General features: G+C 65.1%; 19 protein-coding genes and 1 pseudogene. 7 read left to right on the top strand and 13 right to left on the bottom strand.

What is annotated here, in order from left to right:
- Positions 1 to 8: 8 nt before the first annotated feature.
- On the top strand, positions 9 to 1,751 hold the full coding sequence (locus tag IP65_RS16160) for an alpha/beta hydrolase-fold protein (RefSeq protein WP_022674831.1): 1,743 nt from the start codon (positions 9 to 11) through the stop codon (positions 1,749 to 1,751).
- Positions 1,752 to 1,827: 76 nt separating this feature from the next.
- On the opposite strand, the gene IP65_RS16155 is transcribed toward IP65_RS16160, so the two are convergent.
- Complete coding sequence (locus IP65_RS16155) at positions 1,828 to 2,124, bottom strand: usg protein (RefSeq protein WP_054132338.1); 297 nt, start codon at positions 2,122 to 2,124, stop codon at positions 1,828 to 1,830.
- 134 nt (positions 2,125 to 2,258) lie between these two features.
- On the bottom strand, positions 2,259 to 2,900 hold the full coding sequence (locus tag IP65_RS16150; RefSeq protein WP_028657464.1) for a YqaA family protein: 642 nt from the start codon (positions 2,898 to 2,900) through the stop codon (positions 2,259 to 2,261).
- 415 nt (positions 2,901 to 3,315) lie between these two features.
- Between IP65_RS16150 and IP65_RS16145 the strand changes: the two are divergent.
- Positions 3,316 to 4,424, top strand: a pseudogene (locus IP65_RS16145) (OmpA family protein).
- 152 nt (positions 4,425 to 4,576) lie between these two features.
- Positions 4,577 to 5,176, top strand: coding sequence for a superoxide dismutase family protein (locus IP65_RS16140; protein WP_022675938.1), 600 nt, complete (start codon positions 4,577 to 4,579; stop codon positions 5,174 to 5,176).
- An 82-nt stretch (positions 5,177 to 5,258) separates the two neighbouring features.
- On the opposite strand, the gene queC is transcribed toward IP65_RS16140, so the two are convergent.
- From queC to IP65_RS22180, 6 genes are all read right to left on the bottom strand, one after another.
- A complete protein-coding gene (gene queC, locus IP65_RS16135) occupies positions 5,259 to 5,972 on the bottom strand; it encodes a 7-cyano-7-deazaguanine synthase QueC (protein WP_022675937.1) in 714 nt (237 codons plus the stop codon).
- 61 nt (positions 5,973 to 6,033) lie between these two features.
- Positions 6,034 to 6,462, bottom strand: a complete 429-nt coding sequence (locus IP65_RS16130) for a DUF3617 family protein (RefSeq protein ID WP_022675936.1) — start codon at positions 6,460 to 6,462, stop codon at positions 6,034 to 6,036.
- 96 nt (positions 6,463 to 6,558) lie between these two features.
- The gene (locus IP65_RS16125) at positions 6,559 to 7,455 is read right to left on the bottom strand and encodes an Hsp33 family molecular chaperone HslO (protein ID WP_022675935.1); all 897 of its coding nucleotides are present in this window, start codon (positions 7,453 to 7,455) and stop codon (positions 6,559 to 6,561) included.
- A gap of 28 nt (positions 7,456 to 7,483) precedes the next feature.
- Positions 7,484 to 8,410 carry an ornithine carbamoyltransferase gene (argF, locus tag IP65_RS16120; RefSeq protein WP_022675934.1) on the bottom strand — a complete coding sequence of 309 codons (927 nt, stop codon included), beginning with the start codon at positions 8,408 to 8,410 and terminating at the stop codon, positions 7,484 to 7,486.
- 10 nt (positions 8,411 to 8,420) lie between these two features.
- Positions 8,421 to 9,617: an aspartate aminotransferase family protein gene (locus tag IP65_RS16115; RefSeq protein ID WP_022675933.1), complete on the bottom strand. Its 1,197-nt coding sequence runs from the start codon at positions 9,615 to 9,617 to the stop codon at positions 8,421 to 8,423.
- 154 nt (positions 9,618 to 9,771) lie between these two features.
- Positions 9,772 to 10,548 (bottom strand): cold-shock protein, encoded by a 777-nt coding sequence (locus tag IP65_RS22180; RefSeq protein ID WP_054132337.1) that lies wholly within the window; start codon positions 10,546 to 10,548, stop codon positions 9,772 to 9,774.
- A 282-nt stretch (positions 10,549 to 10,830) separates the two neighbouring features.
- Between IP65_RS22180 and IP65_RS16105 the strand changes: the two genes are divergently transcribed.
- From IP65_RS16105 to IP65_RS16095, 3 genes are all read left to right on the top strand, one after another.
- Positions 10,831 to 11,640 (top strand): TerC family protein, encoded by an 810-nt coding sequence (locus IP65_RS16105; RefSeq protein ID WP_022676147.1) that lies wholly within the window; start codon positions 10,831 to 10,833, stop codon positions 11,638 to 11,640.
- A gap of 57 nt (positions 11,641 to 11,697) precedes the next feature.
- Entirely contained in the window at positions 11,698 to 12,141 is a 444-nt protein-coding gene (locus tag IP65_RS16100) for a TIGR01244 family sulfur transferase (RefSeq protein WP_022676146.1), read from the top strand.
- 191 nt (positions 12,142 to 12,332) lie between these two features.
- On the top strand, positions 12,333 to 13,442 hold the full coding sequence (locus tag IP65_RS16095; RefSeq protein WP_082209096.1) for a choice-of-anchor A family protein: 1,110 nt from the start codon (positions 12,333 to 12,335) through the stop codon (positions 13,440 to 13,442).
- An 82-nt stretch (positions 13,443 to 13,524) separates the two neighbouring features.
- Here IP65_RS16095 and murA read toward each other — a convergent pair whose 3' ends face one another.
- Positions 13,525 to 14,808 carry a UDP-N-acetylglucosamine 1-carboxyvinyltransferase gene (gene murA, locus IP65_RS16090; RefSeq protein ID WP_022676144.1) on the bottom strand — a complete coding sequence of 428 codons (1,284 nt, stop codon included), beginning with the start codon at positions 14,806 to 14,808 and terminating at the stop codon, positions 13,525 to 13,527.
- A 193-nt stretch (positions 14,809 to 15,001) separates the two neighbouring features.
- On the opposite strand from murA, the gene galU reads away from it, so the two are divergent.
- On the top strand, positions 15,002 to 15,892 hold the full coding sequence (gene galU, locus IP65_RS16085; RefSeq protein ID WP_054132336.1) for a UTP--glucose-1-phosphate uridylyltransferase GalU: 891 nt from the start codon (positions 15,002 to 15,004) through the stop codon (positions 15,890 to 15,892).
- 171 nt (positions 15,893 to 16,063) lie between these two features.
- Here the strand turns inward: galU and IP65_RS16080 are convergent, their stop codons facing one another.
- From IP65_RS16080 to glnE, 4 genes are all read right to left on the bottom strand, one after another.
- Entirely contained in the window at positions 16,064 to 16,804 is a 741-nt protein-coding gene (locus IP65_RS16080) for a M23 family metallopeptidase (protein WP_022676142.1), read from the bottom strand.
- Positions 16,805 to 17,013: 209 nt separating this feature from the next.
- Complete coding sequence (locus IP65_RS16075; RefSeq protein ID WP_054132335.1) at positions 17,014 to 17,814, bottom strand: ferritin-like domain-containing protein; 801 nt, start codon at positions 17,812 to 17,814, stop codon at positions 17,014 to 17,016.
- A 10-nt stretch (positions 17,815 to 17,824) separates the two neighbouring features.
- Positions 17,825 to 18,298 carry a peroxiredoxin gene (locus IP65_RS16070; RefSeq protein WP_054132334.1) on the bottom strand — a complete coding sequence of 158 codons (474 nt, stop codon included), beginning with the start codon at positions 18,296 to 18,298 and terminating at the stop codon, positions 17,825 to 17,827.
- A gap of 3 nt (positions 18,299 to 18,301) precedes the next feature.
- Entirely contained in the window at positions 18,302 to 21,010 is a 2,709-nt protein-coding gene (gene glnE, locus IP65_RS16065; RefSeq protein ID WP_054132333.1) for a bifunctional [glutamate--ammonia ligase]-adenylyl-L-tyrosine phosphorylase/[glutamate--ammonia-ligase] adenylyltransferase, read from the bottom strand.
- Positions 21,011 to 21,106: the final 96 nt, after the last annotated feature.

The following is a 21,106-nucleotide window of genomic DNA, read 5'->3' as shown; positions in this document are numbered from 1 at the left end:
GCACCATCATGAAACGTATCGCACGTCATCGTCTTCTGGCGCAGGCCCTGGGGCTGAGCTTGGGCATCGGGCTTGGCCTCGCCAGCGTGCCGGCCCAGGCCGAGGATTTCCGCGTCACGCTGCCGGCAACGGCCAAGAATGCGCCGGTCGATGGGCGGGTGCTGGTGATCCTGGCGGCCAAGCCCGATCCGCAGCCGCGCGAACAGGTCAAGGCCGACTATGATTCCGCGCAGGTCTTCGGCGTGACGGTCGATGGCCTCAAGCCCGGTGACAGCACCACGGTGGGCAGTGGGGTGCTGGGTTTTCCCACGCTCGATCTCAAAAGCGTGCCAGCCGGGCGCTATACCGTGCAGGCCGTGCTGCACCGCTATGACACCTATCATCTGGGCAATGGCAAGACGGTGAAGCTGCCCGCGCCGCGCGGCGCCGGGCAGAATTGGCGGGCAGAGCCGGGCAACCTGTTCAGCACGCCGCAGACGGTCGATTTCGATCCGGCCAGGCTGGGCACGATCGCGTTGACGCTCGACAACGTGAATCCGCCGATCACCCCACCGGCTGACACGCCCTTTGTGCGCCATTTCAAGATGCGCAGTGCGCTGCTGTCAAAGTTCTGGGGCCGCGACATCTATCTGACCGCGCACGTCCTGGTGCCGCGCGATTTCGACAAGCATCCCGAGGCGCACTTTCCGCTGATGATCTTCCATGGCCACTTCCCGGCCGATTTCGGCGGCTTTCGCACCACGCCACCCGATCCCAACCTGAAATGCGAACGCAGCGAACGCTTCAACCTGCCCTGCTACAACCGCACCGAGCAGGAAGAGGCCTATGCGTTCTACAAGCAGTGGATCGGCGATGCCTTCCCCCGCTTCCTGGCGGTGGAGATCGACCATTCCAACCCGTATTACGATGATTCCTATGCGGTCAATTCGGCCAACCTTGGGCCCTATGGCGATGCCATCACCCACGAACTGGTGCCGGCGATCGAGAAGAGGTTCCGCGGCCTTGGCCAGGGCTGGGCGCGGTTTCTCTATGGCGGGTCGACCGGCGGGTGGGAATCGCTGGGCGTGCAGATCAAGTACCCGGATGACTACAACGGCGCCTTCGCCGCCTGCCCCGATCCGATCGATTTCCGCCAGTTCATGCTGACCGACATCTATGCCGACAAGAACGCCTATGCCTATGAAGGGCCGTTCGGGCGAGTGGAGCACCCCGGCAAGCGCGACTGGCTCGATCATGTGCCTTACACCATGGAGATGGAAAACCGCCTGGAACTGGTGCTGGGCGACAAGAACCGCTCGGGCGGACAGTGGGATATCTGGGAAGCGGTGTTCTCGCCCATGGCGGCCGACGGCTATCCGCAGCGCTTGTGGGACAAGCGCACCGGCGTGATCGATCCCAAGGTGGCCGCCTATTGGCGCGACAACTATGACCTGCGCCATATCCTGGAGCGCGACTGGCCGACCCTGGCACCCAAGCTGCAGGGCAAGCTGCACATCTATGTCGGCACGATGGACAATTTCTTCCTCAACAACGCCGTCTACCTGATGGACGATTTCCTCAAGAAGAGCGATCCGCCCTATCGCGGCGTGGTCGATTATGGCGATCGGGCCGAGCATTGCTGGAGCGGTGACCACACCAATCCCAACGCCATCTCGCGCCTGCGCTATCACACGTTCTATCTGCCCCAGATTCTCAAGCGGATCGAGGAAACCGCACCGGCCGGTGCCGACCTCAAGAGCTGGCGCTATTGAACCACACCGGACCGGCGCGATGCATCAGCCAGCGCCCGTCCTGTTGGATCAGCCCGGCTCGATCAGCCCGGCTCGATCAGTTGATCGTGATCACGCCGTTGACCGCGCGGTATTCCTGCGGGCCGATCAGGTGCCGGTGGGCAATGCGGATGGAATGAAGCGCGGCATCGATTTCGCGCCGCCGATGATCGAGAAAGCCGCCTAGGCGCGGAAAGCGTGGCGCAAGATCATACTGCTGAAAGGCAAACATCTGGAGCAGCGCGGGGTGATCGGGCATGTAATAATGCACCTCGATCGTGGTCAGGCCATAGCCGGCAAGTTGCCCCAAGAAACCACTGTCAATTTGCCCAGTATTCGCTCCACCACGTGCCATGCCTTCCCTCCGCCAAAGCAAGGGGCCCGGCCAGCCGCAACGCGGTCAGGCCCCGTGACAGCCTGAAGATCCAACACGGTGAACTTGGCACGTCGTGCGCCGCAGTCAAGACGGGGGCTTAACCGCTGCGGCGTTTACGGCTGGGTGAGAATGGCCTTTTCGCAGCGCTCCATCGCCGCATTCTTGGCGCCGCCGCCGCCCAGCAAGGTTGCAGCTGCGAAGCCGGCCACGACCAGCACGACAAAGCCCGCCGTGACCAGGCCGAGGTACTTGTCGATGAAGCGCTTGATCGGCGCCCCGAACAGGCGGAACAGCACGCCCACGATCATGAAGCTGATCGAGCGCGACACCACGCTGGCCAGGAAGAAGGGCAGCAGCGGCATGCCAATGAACCCGGCGGTGATCGTCAGGAGCTTGAACGGGATCGGCGTCGCGCCCTTGAGCACGATGATCTCCACGCCATACTCGCGCAGATAGCAGGCCGCCTTGGGGAAGCTTTGCGTCAGATGAAGCAGCGCAAGCAGTTGTGTGCCCACGCTATCGTAGAGGAAATGCCCGATGGCATAGCCAAGCAACCCGCCAATGACAGAGCCGGCCGTGGCAAACGCGGCATAGCGCACGGCCTTGCGCGGCTGCGCCAGGCACATCAGGCCGAGCAGGGGGTGCGGCGGGATCGGGAAGAAGCTCGCTTCCATGAACGCGAACAGGAACAGCCACCATGACGCATGGCGATGGGCGGCCTTGGCCATGGTCCATTCGTAGAGGCGGCGCAGCATGGTCTTGTCGTTTCCCCGGTCCATGGCGCCACCGCGCCCTATGAGCCACACGTACCTAGTGCAGTGCACAAGATTGCGCCAGCCATGGCAGCAGGCCGCTGAAAGGCCAGCGGCAAGCCTGGGCAAGCCAGATTGGCACCCGGTTCGCCGTACTGGTTGCATCAATTTGCACCGGCCATCGCAATGAAAATTCGCCTCATCTCAAATTTTTTTGATGGTCGATCGGGAACCGGCTTCGGGCTTCCGCATTGGAGGGGGCACATGAGGGTGGTTTCAACCGGGAAATTGCTGCAAGGGCAACTGATACAGTGGCTTTTAGGCAACAGTTCACGCGTGTGTCCGCTTGCATGAACATAACAGAACCGGTAGACAACCGCCACGACGTGGCATGATCTCGCAAAAAAGGGGAAACGTAATGCGGAAACTGATCCTGGGCCTGGCCTTGGCATCAAGCGCAATGGCGACGCCCGCGCTTGCCAAGAGCAAGAGCTGGTATGTGGAAGGTGATGGCGGCGTCATGCTGCTGGAAGACGCCGACCACAATGTGAACGGTACGGCCAATGCCGCCACCGTCAGCTCCAAGACCGGCTACGACTTCGGTGGCGTGGTAGGTTACGATTTCGGCGGCTTCCGCCTCGAAACCGAAGCCAGCTACCGTCGTGCTCGCAACAGCAACGTGCGTAACAACGTCACCGGCGCTGTGTACTCGCGCGACAACGGCCAGATCGGCGGCAGCACCAGCGCGCTGAGCTTCATGGTCAACGGCCTGCTCGACTTCGGTCCCGACGATGGCCTGCAGGGCTTCATCGGCGGTGGTGCCGGCGTTGCCAAGGCGAAGTACTATGTCGCCACGCCCGACGGTTTGCTCGACGACTCGAAGACCAAGTTCGCTTGGCAGGTCCTGGCCGGCGTTCGCGCGCCGCTCAGCAAGCATGTCGACGTGGGTCTGAAGTACCGCTTCTTCAACGTTCAGGACGTGAACCTGGTTGGCACCTCGGGTGCTTATGCCGGCGCCAACTTCTCGACGCGTCTGCGCTCGCACTCGATCCTGGGCACGCTGACCTACAACTTCGGTGGCGAAGAGCAGGCTCCCCCGCCGCCCCCGCCGCCCCCGCCGCCGCCCCCGCCGCCTCCGCCCCCCCGCCTCCGCCGCCGCCTCCGCCGCCGCCGGTGTGCAACAAGGGCCCGTACATCGTGTTCTTCGACTGGAACAAGTCGGACATCACGCCTGAAGCGGCGACCATTCTCGACAACGCGATCACCCAGTATGGCAACTGCCAGACTGTTCCGATCATGCTGGCCGGCTACACCGACCGTTCGGGCTCGCCCAAGTACAACCTTGGCCTGTCCGCACGTCGTAACTCCTCGGTCCAGGCTTACCTGACGTCGCACGGCATCCCGGCCTCGACGATCACCAGCCAGGCCTTTGGTGAAGCCAACCCGCGCGTTCCGACCGCCGACGGCGTGCGTGAACTGCAGAACCGTCGCGTGGAAATCACGTACGGTCCGGGTTCGGGCAACTAAGTGGCACGGCCCCGGTCAAACGGGGCCGGTCATGAAGACCCAAAACGAACGAGGGGCCGGAGCAATCCGGCCCCTTTTTCGTTGTTGCGACATACGATGCGCCGCGTATCGGCCCCAGCCTTGATGGCGGCATAAGCCACGGAGATCCCACCATGCCTTCCCCGCTTCTGTCCTCTCGCCTGCGCCGTACCGTAACCACCTTCGCGCCGCGCGCGATCGTCGCGCTTGCCCTGCCGATTGCGCTGTCTGCCTGTGGCGATGGCAGCATGGCGGGCATGCACAGCGCCCCCACGCCCAAGGCACAAGTCGTGGCCAATGCCACGCTGATGCTGGCCAGCGGCGCCAGCGCGGGCACCGCCGAACTGCTCCAAGGCCCTGACGGGTTCCGTGTCCACGTCGATGCCAAGGGTCTGCCGCCCGGCGTCCACGGCATTCACCTGCACACCGTTGGCAAGTGTGATGCCCCCGGCTTCACCACTGCAGGTGGGCATCTCAATCCCGATGGCCACCAGCATGGCGCGGAAAACCCCGCCGGGGCGCACCTGGGTGACCTTACCAACCTGACCGTGGGAGCCGACGGCACCGGGGCACTGGACTTTGCCCTGCGCGGCGGCGCCGACATGACCGGCCCGGCGCTGTTCGATGCCGATGGCACGGCGCTGGTCATCCATGCCGCGCCCGACGATTACAAGACCGATCCCAGCGGCAACAGCGGCGCGCGCCTCGCCTGCGGCGTGTTCGTTCGCCAGTAATACAGCACCTGAATGAACGAAGGGGACGAGCAGGGCCTGCCTGCTCGTCCCCTTGTCGTGTCGGTCCAACCAGGCCGGGCGCTCAGGCGCCGTAGCGCGTTCCATCGGTCAGGCCCGCTTCGGCGAAGCCCGCCTTGCGCAAACGGCAGCTATCGCATTCCCCACAAGCGCGGCCATCGGGCAGCGGATCATAGCACGACCAGCTTTCCCCGGCATCGAGGCCCAGCCGGGCCGCTTCCTGGGCAATTTCTGACTTCTTGAGGTGTTGCAGCGGCGCGTGCACGGTTACCGTGCCACCCTGGCTGCCGACCTTGGTGGCAACGCGGGCCAGCCCTTCGAACCCATGGATGAATTCCGGGCGGCAGTCGGGGTAGCCGGAATAATCCAGCGCGTTGACGCCGATAAACAGCGCGTTCGCCCCTGCCGCCTCTGCCCAGGCAAGTGCGAGGGAGAGGAACACCAGGTTGCGCGCCGGCACATAGGTGATCGGGATATCGTCGGTCAGCCCATCCTTGGGCACATCGATCGCGTCGGTCAGCGCCGATCCACCGAACTGGCGCAGATCGAGCGGCAGGATGACATGACGCTCAACCTGCAGGCGCGCCGCGATCACCCGCGCGGCATCCAGTTCCACGCGATGGCGCTGGTTGTAATCGATGGTGAGGGCCAGGACACGGAAGCCCTGCTCTTGCGCAAGCGCAGCGCAGACCATTGAATCGAGCCCGCCGGAAAGCAGGACAACCGCCAGCGGCGCCGATTCCGCGCCGGACGAAGAAGACAATTGGGTATCAGTCATGCTACCGGGCTAGCCCCCTCGCCCGGCACAGGCAACCCCCAGCCGGGCGTTCGCAGCGTGATCAGCGCGCGGTGCAGTCGCCCAGGCGCCGCGCTTCGGCGTTGAAGGAAAAAGGCAGTCCCTTGGCGATGCCCTGCGCCTCGATCTGCAGCAGCTGATCGTTTTCATAGCGGATACGTGTCAAGCCCGAGCCGGCCTGTCCGCAGACATAGCTGACGGAAATGGCGTTGGCTTCGTCCTGCACCACGAACTGGCGGCAAGCCTGCCCCGGATGGCGTAGCTGGATCAGCGGGCGCCCTTCAGCGAGGCACAGCCGGCCCTCAAATCCGCCAGCCTCGCGCGCGTGGACCTGCCATTGGCCCGGCGCGATGCGATCGAGCATCGCGAGAGTGGCCGGCGCCCTTTCGGCATCGGCGGGGGCGACCCAAGCCAATGCCGGCAGGACGATCACCGCAGCGAGGGCGCGGCGCAGCGCGTTACGATACGTCATCAACCACCCTCCAACCCTGCCGCACAGGCTGCGGCAGCCCTTGGCAATATAGCTGCGATGCTGGTGCGATTGAAGACCTCCGGTCGGCAACGGCCGTCAATCGAAACGAAGCGGAAACTCTTTCGAGCAGAACGCGCAGTCGACGACGATAAGACCATCGTCGTTGGCCATTTCCGCGCGCTGTTCCGCACCAAAGCGGGCCAGCAGATCGCGATAATGCTCGGCCGTGCAACGGCACCCCCGCGTGAGCGGATGGCCCTGGGCAACGCGTACTTCGCTTTCCTCGTGAAACAGGCGCCACACCAGGCTTTCCAGCCCAAGTTGCGGATCGGTAAGTTCTGCTTCGGTCAGCGAGCCGGCCAGTGCCGCGACATGTTCCCATTCCGGGTGATCGAGCCGCGCGTGCAGGCGCTCGCGCCCCTCCTCGCCATCGGGCAGATGCTGCACCAGCAAGGCGCCCGCCACGGTGCGGCCATTTTCCGCATGCACCCCCACCCGGATCAGCGTTGGCACCTGTTCCGATTGGAAGAAATAGCTTTCGCAGGCGCGCGCCAGACAATCACCCTCGAGCGGGACAATGCCCTGATAGCGCTGATCACTGCTGGCCAGATCAAACGTGATCGCCAGGTAACCATCGCCGAACAGCGCATGCAGCGAGGGATGCGGCCCCAGCTCGTCCAGCCGCGCACGATCGTGGCGGACATAGCCGCGCAATTCGCCGCCGCGATAATCGCATACCAGCAGATCGACCACCCCATCCTGGGTCTGCGCCTGCATGGTCAACTGGCCATCGTCGTCCTTGAGCAGCGCGCCGAGCAGCGCGGTCAGGGTCAGCGCTTCGGCCAGCAGGTTGCGGATCGGCGCCGGATAGGCGTGGGCCGACAGCACGGTGTCGAGCACCGGGCCCAGGCGCACCACCCGCCCCCGGGCATCGCGCCCGGGAACGGTGAACTGCAATACCTGGTCAAATCCGGTTTCGGCTTGGTCGGTCATGAAAGCTTTCGTCGTGTGAGAATAATGGTCAGATCTGGCCAAAGGCCCAGCGCAGAACGGATTTCTGGGCATGAATGCGGTTTTCCGCTTCGTCCCACACCACCGAACGCGGCCCATCGATCACGGCATCCGTGACCTCTTCGTTGCGGTGGGCCGGCAGGCAGTGCAGGAACAGCGCATCGCCCTTCGCGCGGGCCATCAGCGCTTCATCCACCTGGAACGGCGCCATGGCCGCCAGCTTGGCTTCGGCGTGAGCCTGGCCCATCGAAATCCACGTATCGGTGACCACCACATCGGCCCCGGCCACGGCCTCGGCCGCGTCGCGATGCACGGTGATGGCTGCGCCTTGTGCCTGGGCGCGGGTGATAAAGCCGGCGTCGCAATCATAGCCCTCGGGCACGCCGATGCACACGTTGAACTTCATCAGCCCGGCCGCCTCAACGATCGAGTTGAGCACGTTGTTGCCGTCGCCCAGCCAGGCCACGGTAAGGCCGGGCAGCGCCTTGCCATGTTCGATCACGGTCAACAGATCGGCCATGATCTGGCAGGGGTGGGAAAGATCGGTGAGCCCATTGATTACCGGAACGCTGGCATAGTGGGCCAGTTCCTCGACCTTGGCGTGATCGTCGGTGCGCAGCATGATGGCATCGGCCATGCGGCTGAGCACGCGCGCGGTATCGGCGATGGTTTCGCCCCGGCCCAGTTGGGTATTGCCGGCATCGAGAATCAGCGCCGAGCCGCCGAGTTGGCGCATCGCCACGTCGAACGACACGCGCGTGCGGGTGGAATTCTTTTCGAACACCATCGCCAGGATATGACCGGCCAGGGGAGCATCGGCATCGACGCGGCCCTTGGGCCAGACCGCGCGGGCAGCCTTGCGATCGAGCGCGTCGGCCAGCATCGCGGCGACCGCATCACCGCCGGCATCGGAAAGATTGAGGAAATGCCTGATCATTACCGCTGTCTCACGCCGCAGGAGCCGGAGGAACATAGCTGGCCGCGGCGGCCGAAAGCTTGTCCATGAATTCATCGATGTGGCTGTCGTCGATCACCAGCGGCGGCAGGACGCGGAACGTCATGTCGCCAGCGGCCACGGCCAGGAGCTGATGATTGTCGCGCATGTGGGCCACGAACGGGCGCGGCTCGACCTTGCACTTCACCCCCAGCATCAGCCCCTTGCCGCGGACCATTTCGAACAGGTCGGGATAGTTGCCGATGAACTGTTCGAGCCGCGCCTTGAGGCGATCGCCGGTGGCGCGCACCTGGGCAAGAAATTCGGGAGTGGCGACGACATCGAGCACGGCATTACCGGCCGCCATGGCCAGCGGATTGCCGCCATAGGTGCTGCCGTGGGTGCCAAACACCATGCCGCGTGCCGCCGTTTCGGTAGCGAGGCAGGCGCCAAGCGGGAAGCCGCCGCCAATGCCCTTGGCAATCGCCATGACATCGGGCGCTACGCCATACTGTTCATAGGCGAACATGGTGCCGCTGCGCGCCACGCCGCACTGCACCTCGTCAAAGATCAGCAGCAGGCCATGCTCGTCACACAGCGCGCGCAGGCCCTTGATGAACTCTTCGCTGCCTTCGCGAATCCCGCCTTCGCCCTGGATCGGCTCGACCAGGATGCCGGCGGTATGCGGGCCGATCAGCGCCTTGGTCGCTTCCAGATCGTTGAAATCGACATAATGGAAACCGGGCAGGATGGGCAGGAAGCCCTTGTGCATCTTTTCCTGATCGGACGCGCTGATCGTGCCCATCGTGCGGCCGTGAAAGGCATTGCGATAGGTGATGATCTCGAACCGTTCCGGGGCCTGGCCGTGATACTGGTGATAGGCGCGCGCGGTCTTGATCGCGCATTCCACCGCCTCGGCCCCGGAATTGGTGAAGAACACCGTAGCGGCAAAGGTCATGTCGACCAGGCGCTGCGCCAGCGCCTCGCCCTGGGGGCTGCCATAGAGATTGGACACGTGCATCAGCGTTTCGGCCTGGCGCTGGATCGCGCCGATCAGGTGCGGGTGCGAATGGCCCAGCAGATTGACCGCGATGCCGCTGGCGAAATCGAGATAGCGCGTGCCGTCCTCGGAAATCAGGTGGCAGTGTTCGCCGCGCACCGGACGCACGCCACACCGGGGATAGACGGGCATGAGCGGGGTGATGGACATGGGCAATGCTCCTGTAGTTTCCAAGGATAAAGGTGTTTGGAACGGGGATGGCTGCAAAACGACAAATGGCGGCCCAGCGGACCGCCATTTGCACGCGTATGTGGTGATGCAAGGCCCCTGGGTCTCACAGACCCGAGGGGCAATGCGGCCGGGATCAATCCTGGCGCGGCACCAGGTTGACCGCCGAGTACTTGCCTCGTCGATCAACTTCGAGGTCGAACTCCAGCTTGTCGCCTTCGTTGAGCTCGCGCATGCCGGAACGTTCAACGGCACTGATGTGCACGAACGCGTCGGGCTGGCCGTCATCACGGGTGATGAAGCCGAAGCCCTTCATGCCGTTGAAGAACTTGACCGTGCCAGTGGCCTTTTCACCGGTCAGCTGGCGCTGCGGGGCTGCGGGCTTGGCCGCCACGGGGATGACATCGCCAACAACCTGAAGGTCAGCGGCAGAAACCTTGCCACCACGATCAACCAGGTTGAATTCCAGCGTCTGGCCTTCGGCCAGGCCTTCGAGGCCGGCACGTTCCACGGCGCTGATGTGGACGAACACGTCTTCACCGCCGTCTTCGCGCTGAATGAAGCCGAAGCCCTTCTGGCCGTTGAAGAACTTGACGACGCCCTTGCCGGTGCCGACAACCTGTGCAGGCATGCCGCCGCCGCGCGGGCCGCCGAAGCCGCCACCACCGCCGCCGCCGCGATTGCCGCCGCCGAAGCCGCCGCGATCACCGCCGCCGAAGCCACCACGGTCGCCGCCGCCGAAGCCGCCGCCGCGATTGCCGCCGCCAAAGCCACCACGGTCACCGCCGCCGAAGCCGCCGCGATCGTAGCCACCGCCAAAACCGCCACCGCCGCCGTAGGGATCGAAACCGTCGTCGCCGAAACCGTCGCGCTTGTCGCGTCCGCGACCACGCCGCCCTCTGTCAAAACCCATAAAACCCAATAAACCTTACAATCCGCCCCAAATTTCCTGGCGCCACTGGCCGGACGCGGAGACCAGGGGCGCGACAAGGACAACGTGCCGGGCTTTAGGGCCGGCCCTCTCCATTGCGCCAAGGACTATAACGAAGAAAAAGCCGATGCGCGAACGGAATCGACGGGCGCAGGTGATTCCACCGCAAAATATCGTTCGCAGCCACAATTCGTGACAAAAGTGCCGCGCTTTGCTGCCCCCTGACGCCTTGCCGGGGGCTGAACGATACGGCACAAGCGCGCCATGGACCTTGTCGCTCTTCTTTCCGACCCGCAAGCCTGGGTTGCGTTTCTCACCCTGGTGCTGCTCGAAATCGTCTTGGGCATCGACAACCTGGTGTTCATCGCGATTCTCTCGAACAAGTTGCCCGCCCACCAGCAGGCGCGGGCGCGGCGCATCGGCCTGGCGCTGGCGCTGGTTCTGCGGCTGGCGCTGCTGTCGCTGATCGGCTGGATCGTGACCTTGCAGACCCCACTGTTCGACCTGGGCCTGCGCGGCGCACCCGGCGCCCATGGCGAGCCCACGTTCGAAACGGCATTTTCGGGCCGCGACCTGATTCTGGTAGCGGGCGGGCTGTTCCTGCTGTGGAAGGCAACCAAGGAAATCCACCACACGCTCGATCCCGAACCCAGTGGCGAAATGCTCGACCACAAGGGCCATGAAGCCAAAGGCGCCGGGCAAGCCGTGGTGGCGAATTTCGGGGCGACGATTGCGCAGATCATCGCGCTCGATCTGGTATTTTCGATCGATTCGATCCTCACCGCCGTGGGCATGACCGATCAGATCGCGATCATGATCGCCGCCGTGGTTACCACCGTATCGCTGATGATGCTGGCCGCCGATCCGCTGGCCCGCTTCATCGAGCGCAATCCCTCGCTCGTCATGCTGGCCCTGGCGTTCCTGGTGATGATCGGGCTCGTGCTGCTGGCCGATGGCTTTGGCGTGCACATTCCCAAGGGCTATATCTATGCCGCGATGGGCTTTTCGGTCTTTGTAGAACTGCTCAACATCGCCGGCCGGCGCAAGCGCAGCGTAGCGCTCGCCAAGGCCTGATCCGCGACATCTGCTCCTTCACTCTCGCCAATTCACTCCCGTCAACAAGGGTTTGTCATGTCCCAGTTTCGCCAGATCGACGGCCAGTTCCTGGCCAGCCCGCAGATTACCGTGGAAGACGTGGCCCTGGCCAAGGAACTGGGCGTGACACTGATCATCAACAACCGGCCCGAGGGCGAATCCGACGACCAGACGCCGGGCGCGGAAATCGCCGCCGCGGCGCAGGATGCCGGCATTGCCTACGTCGCCATTCCGGTAACCCATGCCGGCTTTTCGATGCCCCAGGTAGACGCCTTTCAGCAGGCACTGCGCCAGGCGGGCGATGCGCCGGTGCTGGCCTATTGCCGGTCGGGCACGCGATCGACGCTGCTGTGGGCGCTGGCCCAGGCCGCCAATGGCGCCAACCCGTTCGAGATCGCTGCCAAGGCAGCAGCGGGCGGGTATGACATCGGCCCGATCCGTGCCCAGGTCGATATCCTGAGCGCACGCGCATCGGGTTAACCGTGGATCCGCGCTGAAGGCGGGCGATCGCTCCGCCCGGGCGCCTCCAAGCCCGTTCGATCGTTAACGATTGTCAAATCATTGTGCCACAAGGGCACGATGGGCAAATCGCGGTTGCGTTACGGCGCAAAGCGGGCAGGAGGAACGCGCGCGTCTATGCCGGCGCGCATTCCACAGGAAATCGATTCGTCATGCCCGCCCGCCCCCGGATGACCGCTGCCCTTGCCACTCTGGCCGCGCTGGCCCTGCCTTGCAATGCCATGGCCGCGTCCACCCCGGTGGGGATCGACGCGCTCAAGGTCTACAACCTGATCGTGCTGGGCAACCTGACGTCCTCATCCGAAGTGGAAGGGCGCACGTTCGTTGGTGGCAACCTCACCGGCAATTCATCGAACTACCTGATCTCCACGCTGCCGGCATCGAGCTATACCGGGCCGGGCCTGGTCGTGGTGGGTGACGTGAACGGCGGGATCAAGAACCTCAACAACGGTTCGGGCGCAATCGTGGGCGGCAGCGTGTCGAGCGGGTTCAACCTCAATGGCGGCACGCAGACGGTGCAGGTGGGCGGATCGATCGACAACACCAACGTCAATTCCAACATCGTGCAATCCAACCTGGGCACGACCAATCCGGCATTTGTCAGCAATCTGCAGCAGGACGGCAGCCTGATGTCGACCAGCATGACCGGGCTGTCGTATCAGTTGTCGCAGCAGACCGCGAACAGCACCCTGGCGATCAGCGGCAACCGCGGCACGTTCAATGCCCAGCCCAATGCCAGCGGCGTGGCGGTGTTCTCGATCACCGCGGCCGATCTCAATTCTATCGGCGAAATCCAGTTCAACACCAATGGCGCCGATACGGTGATCGTCAACGTTTCGGGCAGCACGATCAACCTGAACGACAACTTCCTGGGCGGCACGGCAAACCTGGGCCAGCACGTGATCTGGAACTTTGCCGATGCCACGGACCTGACGCTGACCACCGCCTGGGGCGGATCGGTGCTGGCGCCCAAGGCCGCCGCCCACACCTACAACTATATCCAGGGTTCGGCGGTGTTCGGCAGCCTGACCCAGGATGGGGAAATGCACATCGGCACCTATAGCGGTGGCTATGTCGTGCCGAGCGATCCGCAGGTTCCCTCGTCGTCCACGTCGAGCAGCAGCAGCACGGGTGGCACCGATGTGCCCGAACCGGGCATGCTGGCCCTGCTCGCCCTGGGCCTGGGCGGCCTGATCCTGGGCCGCAAGCGCCGCGAGCCGAGCGAGCGCCCAGCCAAGGGCGAGTCCGCCGAAGCCGCCTGAACCCCACGATAGGGACACAAAAAAGGGGCCGCGCGGCAGATCCGCGCGGCCCCTTTATTACTGAGCTGGATCAGGTGCGCGCTCAGTCGCTGCCAACGCGCTCCACATCGGCGCCGAGCAGGGCGAGCTTTTCCTCAAGCCGCTCGTACCCGCGATCAAGGTGGTAGAGGCGGTGCACCTGGGTTTCGCCCTCGGCGGCGAGCCCGGCGATCACCAGGCTCATCGATGCGCGCAGGTCGGTGGCCATGACTTCGGCGCCCGACAGCTTGTCCACGCCATGGACCACGGCCGTGCGGCCCGAGGTTTCGATACGCGCACCCATGCGGTTCAACTCGGGCACGTGCATGTAGCGGTTTTCGAAGATGGTTTCGGTCAGCATGCTGGAGCCCTTGGCGAGGCAGAGCATGGCCATCAGCTGGGCCTGCATGTCGGTGGCAAAGCCGGGATAGGGCGCGGTGGAAATGGTCACGGGCCGCAGATCACCATCAGCGGCGATGTGCAGGCCGCCGCGCACCGGCTCCACCGAAACGCCTGCATCGCGCAGCGCCTGGACGGTGGTTTCCATGTCCTCGATCCGCGCGCCCTGCAGCGTCACTTCGCCGCCGGTGATCGCCGCCGCACAGGCATAGGAGCCGGCCTCGATACGATCGGGCATGACCATGTAGGTGGCGCCGTGCAGGCGCGCGACGCCGTGGATCGTCAGGTCTGACGTGCCGATGCCCTCGATCTCGGCGCCCATGGCGACCAGCAGGTTGCACAGGTCAACGATTTCAGGTTCGCGCGCAGCATTGTGCAGCGTCGATTTACCCTTGGCCAGAACCGCCGCCATCAGCGCGTTTTCCGTGGCGCCGACTGACACCACCGGGAAGCTGTAGCGCCCGCCCGGCAGCCCGCCATCGGGCGCGATCGCGCGGACATAGCCCGCGGCCAGTTCGATATGGGCACCAAACGCCTCGAGCGCCTTGAGATGCAGATCGATCGGCCGGTTGCCGATGGCGCAACCACCAGGCAGTGACACGGTGGCTTCGCCAGCGCGGGCCAGCAGCGGCCCCAGCACCAGGATCGAGGCGCGCATCTTGCGCACCAGGTCATAGGGCGCGACGGTCGACGTGAGGCGGGTGGCCTGCAGCGTCATCACCCGGCCGAAATCCTCGGGCCGGCCGCCAGCAATTGCGGTAGACGCACCGAACTGGTTCATCAGGTGCTGGAAGCCGTCGATATCCGCCAGGCGGGGCAGATTGCGCAGCGTTACCGCTTCATCGGTGAGCAGCGCGCAGGGCAGCAGCGTGAGCGCCGCATTCTTCGCCCCGGAAACAGGAACCGTGCCAGAAAGACGCTTGCCGCCGCGAATGATGATCTTGTCCATCGCGGCGGTTTAGCCGGTTTGCCGGACAGGGCAAGGGGCAAGGTTGCGGGCTGGCTGGAGGGCAGCAAAGAGACGGCACGGCGCCAATATTGCATTGCAGCATTTTTTGCACGTTCCGGCCTGCGGAGAACTTGTCATCACAAAAGGAGGCTGCTTAACTATCGTGTAACCGGACAATGGGACAAACACCGACATGAGCGAAACCACCGCAAGCCGCCACAAGCCGATCCGCAAGGCCGTCTTTCCCGTTGCCGGTCTCGGCACCCGCTTCCTGCCCGCCACCAAGGCCATTCCCAAGGAGATGCTGCCGATCGTCGATCGCCCGCTGATCCAGTATGCCGTGGACGAAGCGCGCGAAGCGGGCATCGAAGAGCTGATCTTCGTGACCGGGCGCGGCAAGACCGCAATTGTCGAGCATTTCGACACCGCATTCGAGCTGGAAACCACCATGACCAGCCGGGGCAAGGACCTGTCGGTGCTGGACGATACCCGCATCAAGCCGGGCAATCTGGTCACCGTGCGCCAGCAGGTGGCGATGGGCCTGGGCCACGCCGTGTGGTGCGCCCGCGAAGTGGTGGGCGATGAACCCTTTGCCATCTTCCTGCCCGACGAACTGATGGTGGGCGCACCCGGCTGCATGAAGCAGATGGTCGAAGCCTACAACGAAGTGGGCGGCAACCTGATTTCGGTGCTGGAAGTGCCGGAAGAGGAAGTATCGAGCTATGGCGTGATTGCGCCGGGCGCGCGCAAGTCTGACTCGCTGACCGAAGTGACCGGCCTGGTTGAAAAGCCAAAGCGTGAAGAAGCCCCGTCGAACCTCATCATCTCGGGCCGCTATATCCTGCAACCCGAAGTGATGCGCACGCTGGAAAACCAGGAAAAGGGCGCTGGCGGCGAAATCCAGCTGACCGATGCGATGGCCCGCATGATCGGCACGCAACCGTTCCACGCGGTGACCTTTGCCGGGCGCCGCTTCGACTGCGGCAGCAAGGCCGGGTTTGTCGAGGCGACGATCGCCCTGGCCCTGGAACGCCCCGATCTGGCCGACGATGTGCGCGCCGTGATCAAGAAGCTGGTGGGCTGACCGCCACACGACAGGCTTAAGCAAAAAGGGCCGCGCAGCATAGCCATGCTGCGCGGCCCTTTTTGCAGGCCCCAGCCGCGATCTGCCCGCCGGCGCCGATAGAAAAAGGCGGCCGTTGCGGGCCGCCTTTTTCCGCATCCTCTCCGATGCGTTATTCCAGAAACTGGCGCCTTATTCGTCGCCTTCACCCTCGGCGTCGGTGGCGTTGAAAGCGCGGATCTGCGAGGAATCAGCGGCGCTGGCCAGCTGGGCCAGGTTGGCATCGCGCTGCATGTAGGGCAGCGGATTGACCGCGTTACCAGCCACGCGCACTTCATAGTGCAGGTGCGGGCCAGTCGAATGGCCGGTGGAACCGACATAGCCGATCACGTCACCCTTGTGCACATGCTGCCCTTCGGCAACGGCGATGCGCGACATGTGGCCATAGCGGGTTTCGAGATTGCCGCCGTGCTCAAGCTGAACATAGAGGCCGTAGCCGCCGAAGCGTTCGGCCTTGCCCACCACGCCATCGGCGCTGGCGCGGATCGGCGTGCCGGTCGGCGCGGGCAGATCGACGCCCTTGTGCGCACGCAGGCCGCCGTAGATGGGGTGATTGCGCAGACCAAAGCCGCTGCTCATCGGGCGGCTGCTGGTGATCGGCATCAGAGTGGGGATGGAAACCGAAGCGGTGCGTACCAGCGGCGCCTGGGCCGAGCTACCCTTGCCGCCATCGAGTGCTTCCCAGCTGGCGAAAAGCTTGGAGAATTCTTCATCGCCGGCCGGCGCGGTCATCCCGGCCTTGGCGGCTTCGGCATTACGCAGCGGGGCGGTGATATCGGCAGAAGCGGCGCTGTTGGCGAGAACCGGCGTGGCGAGGCCCAAGGCGAGCATGGTGCCAATGGCAGCCAGACCGGTAGAAAAAGCTTTTTTCATTGCGACCCGTACAACCTCTTTTCGGCAGACACACACCGACGTTGGGCCAATCGGGCCCTGCGCCAGCGGCATCCGTTCCGTGCTGACCCCCAGCGAACGCGACTTTGTCAGACTGCGGCAGGAACCACATCGCTGGCCAAGCTTTGTTCAGAGATTGGTGGATACCCCCCGCCGATCTCGTGCCGGAGGGGTAGCGGCGGCTGCCCCCATCACGCAAGAGCCGCCATCATTTCGCACGACAGACCGGCTGAACGACGCGCCGAGTCGTTGAACGGTGGCTTAACGCTGCCACGGAAGTGCTGCGCGACCAGGGTTTTCCAAAGTTGCGGTGCCGGTTTACCACGCTCTTCGCACAGTTTGGCGAAATGGCTTGTGCCGAAGCGAACGTGGCGCACTTCGTCGTCAACGATTCGCTGCAGGATGCGCGCGGTGGTGTGGTCATCTGCCGCCACGAACCGCGCAATGGTTTGCGGCGTGACATCGAGACCGCGCGCCTCCAGCACCATGGGCACCACGGCGAGGCGGGCGGCAACATCGTGCGCGGTTTCGCGCGCGGCATCCCACAGCCCGTCGTGCGCCGGCATCGCGCCGTAATGGCTACCCAGGGCGCGCAGGCGCCGGGCCAGCAGGCTGAAATGCATCGCCTCGTCCGCCGCCACGCCCAGCCAGTCGCTGACGAAATCCGGCCCGCGCTCGGCACCGAACCGCCCCGCAGCGTCGAGCGCCAAGTCGATCGCGACAAATTCGATGTGGCACAGCGCATGGATCAGCGCGAGGCGCCCGCGCTCGGAACCGCCGCGCCCGCGCTTGGGCATGCGGTTGGGCGGCAGCAGTTCCGGCTCGGCCGGACGCGCCGGGCTATCGGGCATGGCCACGTCGAAGGCGAAAGCAAGGCGGCCGGCCGCCCAATCGCGCGCCACGGCGCGGGTGGCCATGGCCTTGTCACGCGGATCGGCCGTCAACATGGCGGCGCGAATCGCGGCCGCCACGGTGGGAAGCGATGCAGTCATGCCGCGCGCGTTACAGCGCCTGGGCGGCGGCGAGAACCTGCGCTGCGTGATCCTTGACCTTTACCTTGTTCCACACCTGGGCGATGCGGCCATCGGCACCGACTAGATAGGTCGTGCGCTCCATGCCCATGTAGGTGCGGCCATACATCGACTTTTCCGTCCAGATGCCGAGCGCATCGGACAGGCCACCTTCTTCGGCATCGCTGGCGAGCGGGGCTGCCAGGCCATGCTTGGCAATGAACTTCTCGTGCTTCTTGGGCGGGTCCTTGCTCACGCCCAGCAGCGCGGTGCCGGCGGCGGCAAATTCCTCGGCCAGCGCGGAAAAGTCCTTGTTCTCGGTGGTGCAGCCGGGCGTATCGTCCTTGGGATAGAAGAACACAACCAGCTTGCGACCGGCAAAATCGGATGGCTTCACCACGCTGCCATCAGGGGCAGTTAGCGGCAGATCGGGCAGCGGATCGCCCACGCCGGGGAAAGTACTCATGCGTCATGTCTCCAATGCTTGCCCGAAGACCTGGCCCCAGGCAGCGGCAATGCGGTGTCTTGCCCCGGCCACCGCGTCAAGCAGGGCGTCCCAGCTTTCCTGGCCACAGGCAGCGGCCACGATGGCACGGCTGGCCGGTGGCGGGAACATGCCATCAGGGGCAACCAGGCGCACCACCACCAGCAGGCCGGCAAGAAGATCATGCGCCGCGCGCAGGCCCGCCGGCAGCAGGCCGGCATCCTCCAGCGCGGAAACCGCCGCGCCCAGATCGGGTTCGAGCGCAACATGATCGCGCAGTTGCAGGTAGTGTGCGAGGAATTCGAGATCGACGAGGCCACCACGCGCCAGTTTCACATCAAGCGGGCCCTTGGCCGGCTTGTGCCGCGCCATTTCGGCGCGCATCGCCAGAACGTCTTCGCGCAGGGCAACCGGATCGCGCGCATGGCGCAGCACGCGCCCCACGATATCGGCAAGCGCGGCGCGATCGGCAGCCTGCCCGAACAGAGGCCGGGCCCGGCACAGCGCCATGTGCTCCCAGGTCCACGCGTCTTCGCGCTGATAGCGTTCGAAACTGTCGAGGCTGACCGCGATCGGTCCCTGCGCGCCAGACGGGCGCAGCCGGGTATCCACTTCGTACAGCGCGCCCGCAGCGGTGGGCACCGATAGCGCCGCGATCATGCGCTGGGCCAGGCGGTTGAAGTAGAGCGTGCCGCCGATCGGCCGGCCGCCGTCGGATTCGCGGGCATAGGCATCACCTGGCCCGCCAAACAGGAACACCAGATCGAGATCGGAGGCATGGGTGAGCGCGCCGCCGCCCAGCCGCCCCAGGCCGAGCACGACCATGCGCGCATCAGGCACCTGGCCGTGCACGCGGATGAACTCCGCCTCGGCTGCCGTGCCGAGCACGCTGATGGCGGCTTCGGCGACACGGCTGAGCGCAGCGGCCACGGCCAGCGGCGGGTGCAGCCCTTCCACCAGTTGCACGCCCAAGGCAAAGCGCAGCTCGCCCACCTTGCGGCGCACGGCATCAAGCAGGCGCTGGTAATCATCCCCCACCTCGCCCCGCGCCAGAGTGGCGACGATCTCATCGACGCTGCCCGGCAGAGCGAAGGCGGAATGATCGATCAGCGTATCGAGCAGGTCTGCCCGCCGCGCCAGATCTTCGGCCAGCGTCGGAGCATGGGCGAGCACGCGCATGACCACCGCCATCAGGCCGGGGCGCGCCTCGAGCAGGCGGAACACGTTGATCGCCGAGGGCAGCGCCGCCAGCAGCCGTTCCCACCGGGCCAGCGCATGATCGGGATCGGGCGCCTCGGCCAGGGCCTGCAGCAATTGCGGCCGCACGCGTGCAAAGGCGGCGCGGGCCTCGTCGCTGCGCAGCGCGCGAAATGCGCCGCTGTCCCAGGCTTCCACCCGCCCGGCCAGCCCTTCGGCATCGGCAAAACCCATCTCCGCCAGGTCTTGCGCCAGGCTGCGGTTGTCCACCGCCACCGCGCCGGTGGGCGAAATGATCGCCAGCAGGGCATCGAACCGCTGCGCCACTGCCTGCGAGATATCCTGCACCTCGGCAATCAGCGCGGCGCCATCGTCGTGGCCGGCCAGCTGGGCCACGCTGTCGAGCGCGGCCTGCTGCGGCGGCAGGGCATGGGTCTGCTGATCGGCGACCATCTGCAAGCGATGTTCGAGCACGCGCAGCCGGTCATAGCTTTCGCCCATGACTATCGCGTCATCCGCAGAGATGATACCGGCTTCTGCCAGGGCATCGAGCGCCGGGCGCGTGCCGCGCAGGCGCAGGGCGGGATTGCGCCCGCCATGGATCAGCTGGTGGGTCTGAGCGAAGAATTCCACTTCGCGGATACCCCCGCGCCCGCGCTTGAGATCATAGCCCGGCCCCACCACCTGTCCGGCGGCATAGTGATCGCGGATGCGGGCGGTGAGCCGGCCGATTTCGGCGATCGCACCGAAATCGAGGCTGCGCCGCCACACAAAGGGGCGGATCGTATCGAGGAAAGCCTGGCCGCGCGTGACATCGCCAGCGGCGGCACGGGCGCGGATATAGGCCGCGCGTTCCCAGGCGAGCGCGCTCGATTCGTAATGGGTGATCGCCCCTTCGAACGGGATGGCCAGCGGGCTGACTTCCGAGGCTGGGCGCAGCCGCAAATCGATGCGGAAGACATAGCCTTCCTCGGTAATCGTGGAGAGCAGTTCGACTACCCCACGCGCCACGCGCTGCGCCGCCTCGCCCGGCTCGTCGCGCGGGCGGCGCGGCAGCATGTCGGGATCGTAGAGCAGGATGGGATCGATATCCGACGAGTAGTTCAACTCTTGCGCGCCGTGCTTGCCCAGGCCGATGGCGGAAAAGCCCACTGGCGCAGCATCGGGCGCGCGCCGGGCAATGGCGGCGGCGATGGCGGCATCGAGCGCGCGATCGGCAAAGTCTGACAGCGCCTGCACCACACGCATGAGCGGCAGCGCGCCGGCGATATCGCCCACCGCCAGGGCCAGCGCCAGGGCCAAGCGTTCGCGCCGCAAGGCAATCCCGACATCGTCCACGCCCTGCCCAGCCAGGCGCGCATGCGCCAGTGCCGCTTCGATCTCACCCTGCGCGAGCAGCGTGGCCACCTCGGGCTGGCGATCGAGCGCGCGGGCCAGGAACGTGGTGTGCCGGCGGGCAAGGACAAACGCATGGTCCCAATCGATTCCTTGCCGCACGCAGGCTCCCTCTCTCGTTGCCGCACCGTGGGTCGTCTTGCCCCAGCCGGCCGGCTCTGCCAAGTAGCCGGCATGAGCTGCGCCTTCCCCCTTGGC

The organism is Novosphingobium sp. AAP1, from assembly GCF_001295765.1.
Lineage (GTDB): Bacteria > Pseudomonadota > Alphaproteobacteria > Sphingomonadales > Sphingomonadaceae > Novosphingobium > Novosphingobium capsulatum.
Note: the sequence above shows the minus strand (reverse complement) of the source record. Positions and strands in the feature narration are given on the sequence as shown.

Bases quoted from the DNA above. Each gene is read 5' to 3' on its own strand.
- IP65_RS16160 (WP_022674831.1), top strand. From the start codon at position 9: ATGAAACGTATCGCACGTCATCGTCTTCTGGCGCAGGCCCTGGGGCTG.
- IP65_RS16155 (WP_054132338.1), bottom strand. From the start codon at position 2,124: ATGGCACGTGGTGGAGCGAATACTGGGCAAATTGACAGTGGTTTCTTG.
- IP65_RS16150 (WP_028657464.1), bottom strand. From the start codon at position 2,900: ATGCTGCGCCGCCTCTACGAATGGACCATGGCCAAGGCCGCCCATCGC.
- IP65_RS16140 (WP_022675938.1), top strand. From the start codon at position 4,577: ATGCCTTCCCCGCTTCTGTCCTCTCGCCTGCGCCGTACCGTAACCACC.
- queC (WP_022675937.1), bottom strand. From the start codon at position 5,972: ATGACTGATACCCAATTGTCTTCTTCGTCCGGCGCGGAATCGGCGCCG.
- IP65_RS16130 (WP_022675936.1), bottom strand. From the start codon at position 6,462: ATGACGTATCGTAACGCGCTGCGCCGCGCCCTCGCTGCGGTGATCGTC.
- IP65_RS16125 (WP_022675935.1), bottom strand. From the start codon at position 7,455: ATGACCGACCAAGCCGAAACCGGATTTGACCAGGTATTGCAGTTCACC.
- argF (WP_022675934.1), bottom strand. From the start codon at position 8,410: ATGATCAGGCATTTCCTCAATCTTTCCGATGCCGGCGGTGATGCGGTC.
- IP65_RS16115 (WP_022675933.1), bottom strand. From the start codon at position 9,617: ATGTCCATCACCCCGCTCATGCCCGTCTATCCCCGGTGTGGCGTGCGT.
- IP65_RS22180 (WP_054132337.1), bottom strand. From the start codon at position 10,548: ATGGGTTTTGACAGAGGGCGGCGTGGTCGCGGACGCGACAAGCGCGAC.
- IP65_RS16105 (WP_022676147.1), top strand. From the start codon at position 10,831: ATGGACCTTGTCGCTCTTCTTTCCGACCCGCAAGCCTGGGTTGCGTTT.
- IP65_RS16100 (WP_022676146.1), top strand. From the start codon at position 11,698: ATGTCCCAGTTTCGCCAGATCGACGGCCAGTTCCTGGCCAGCCCGCAG.
- IP65_RS16095 (WP_082209096.1), top strand. From the start codon at position 12,333: ATGCCCGCCCGCCCCCGGATGACCGCTGCCCTTGCCACTCTGGCCGCG.
- murA (WP_022676144.1), bottom strand. From the start codon at position 14,808: ATGGACAAGATCATCATTCGCGGCGGCAAGCGTCTTTCTGGCACGGTT.
- galU (WP_054132336.1), top strand. From the start codon at position 15,002: ATGAGCGAAACCACCGCAAGCCGCCACAAGCCGATCCGCAAGGCCGTC.
- IP65_RS16080 (WP_022676142.1), bottom strand. From the start codon at position 16,804: ATGAAAAAAGCTTTTTCTACCGGTCTGGCTGCCATTGGCACCATGCTC.
- IP65_RS16075 (WP_054132335.1), bottom strand. From the start codon at position 17,814: ATGACTGCATCGCTTCCCACCGTGGCGGCCGCGATTCGCGCCGCCATG.
- IP65_RS16070 (WP_054132334.1), bottom strand. From the start codon at position 18,298: ATGAGTACTTTCCCCGGCGTGGGCGATCCGCTGCCCGATCTGCCGCTA.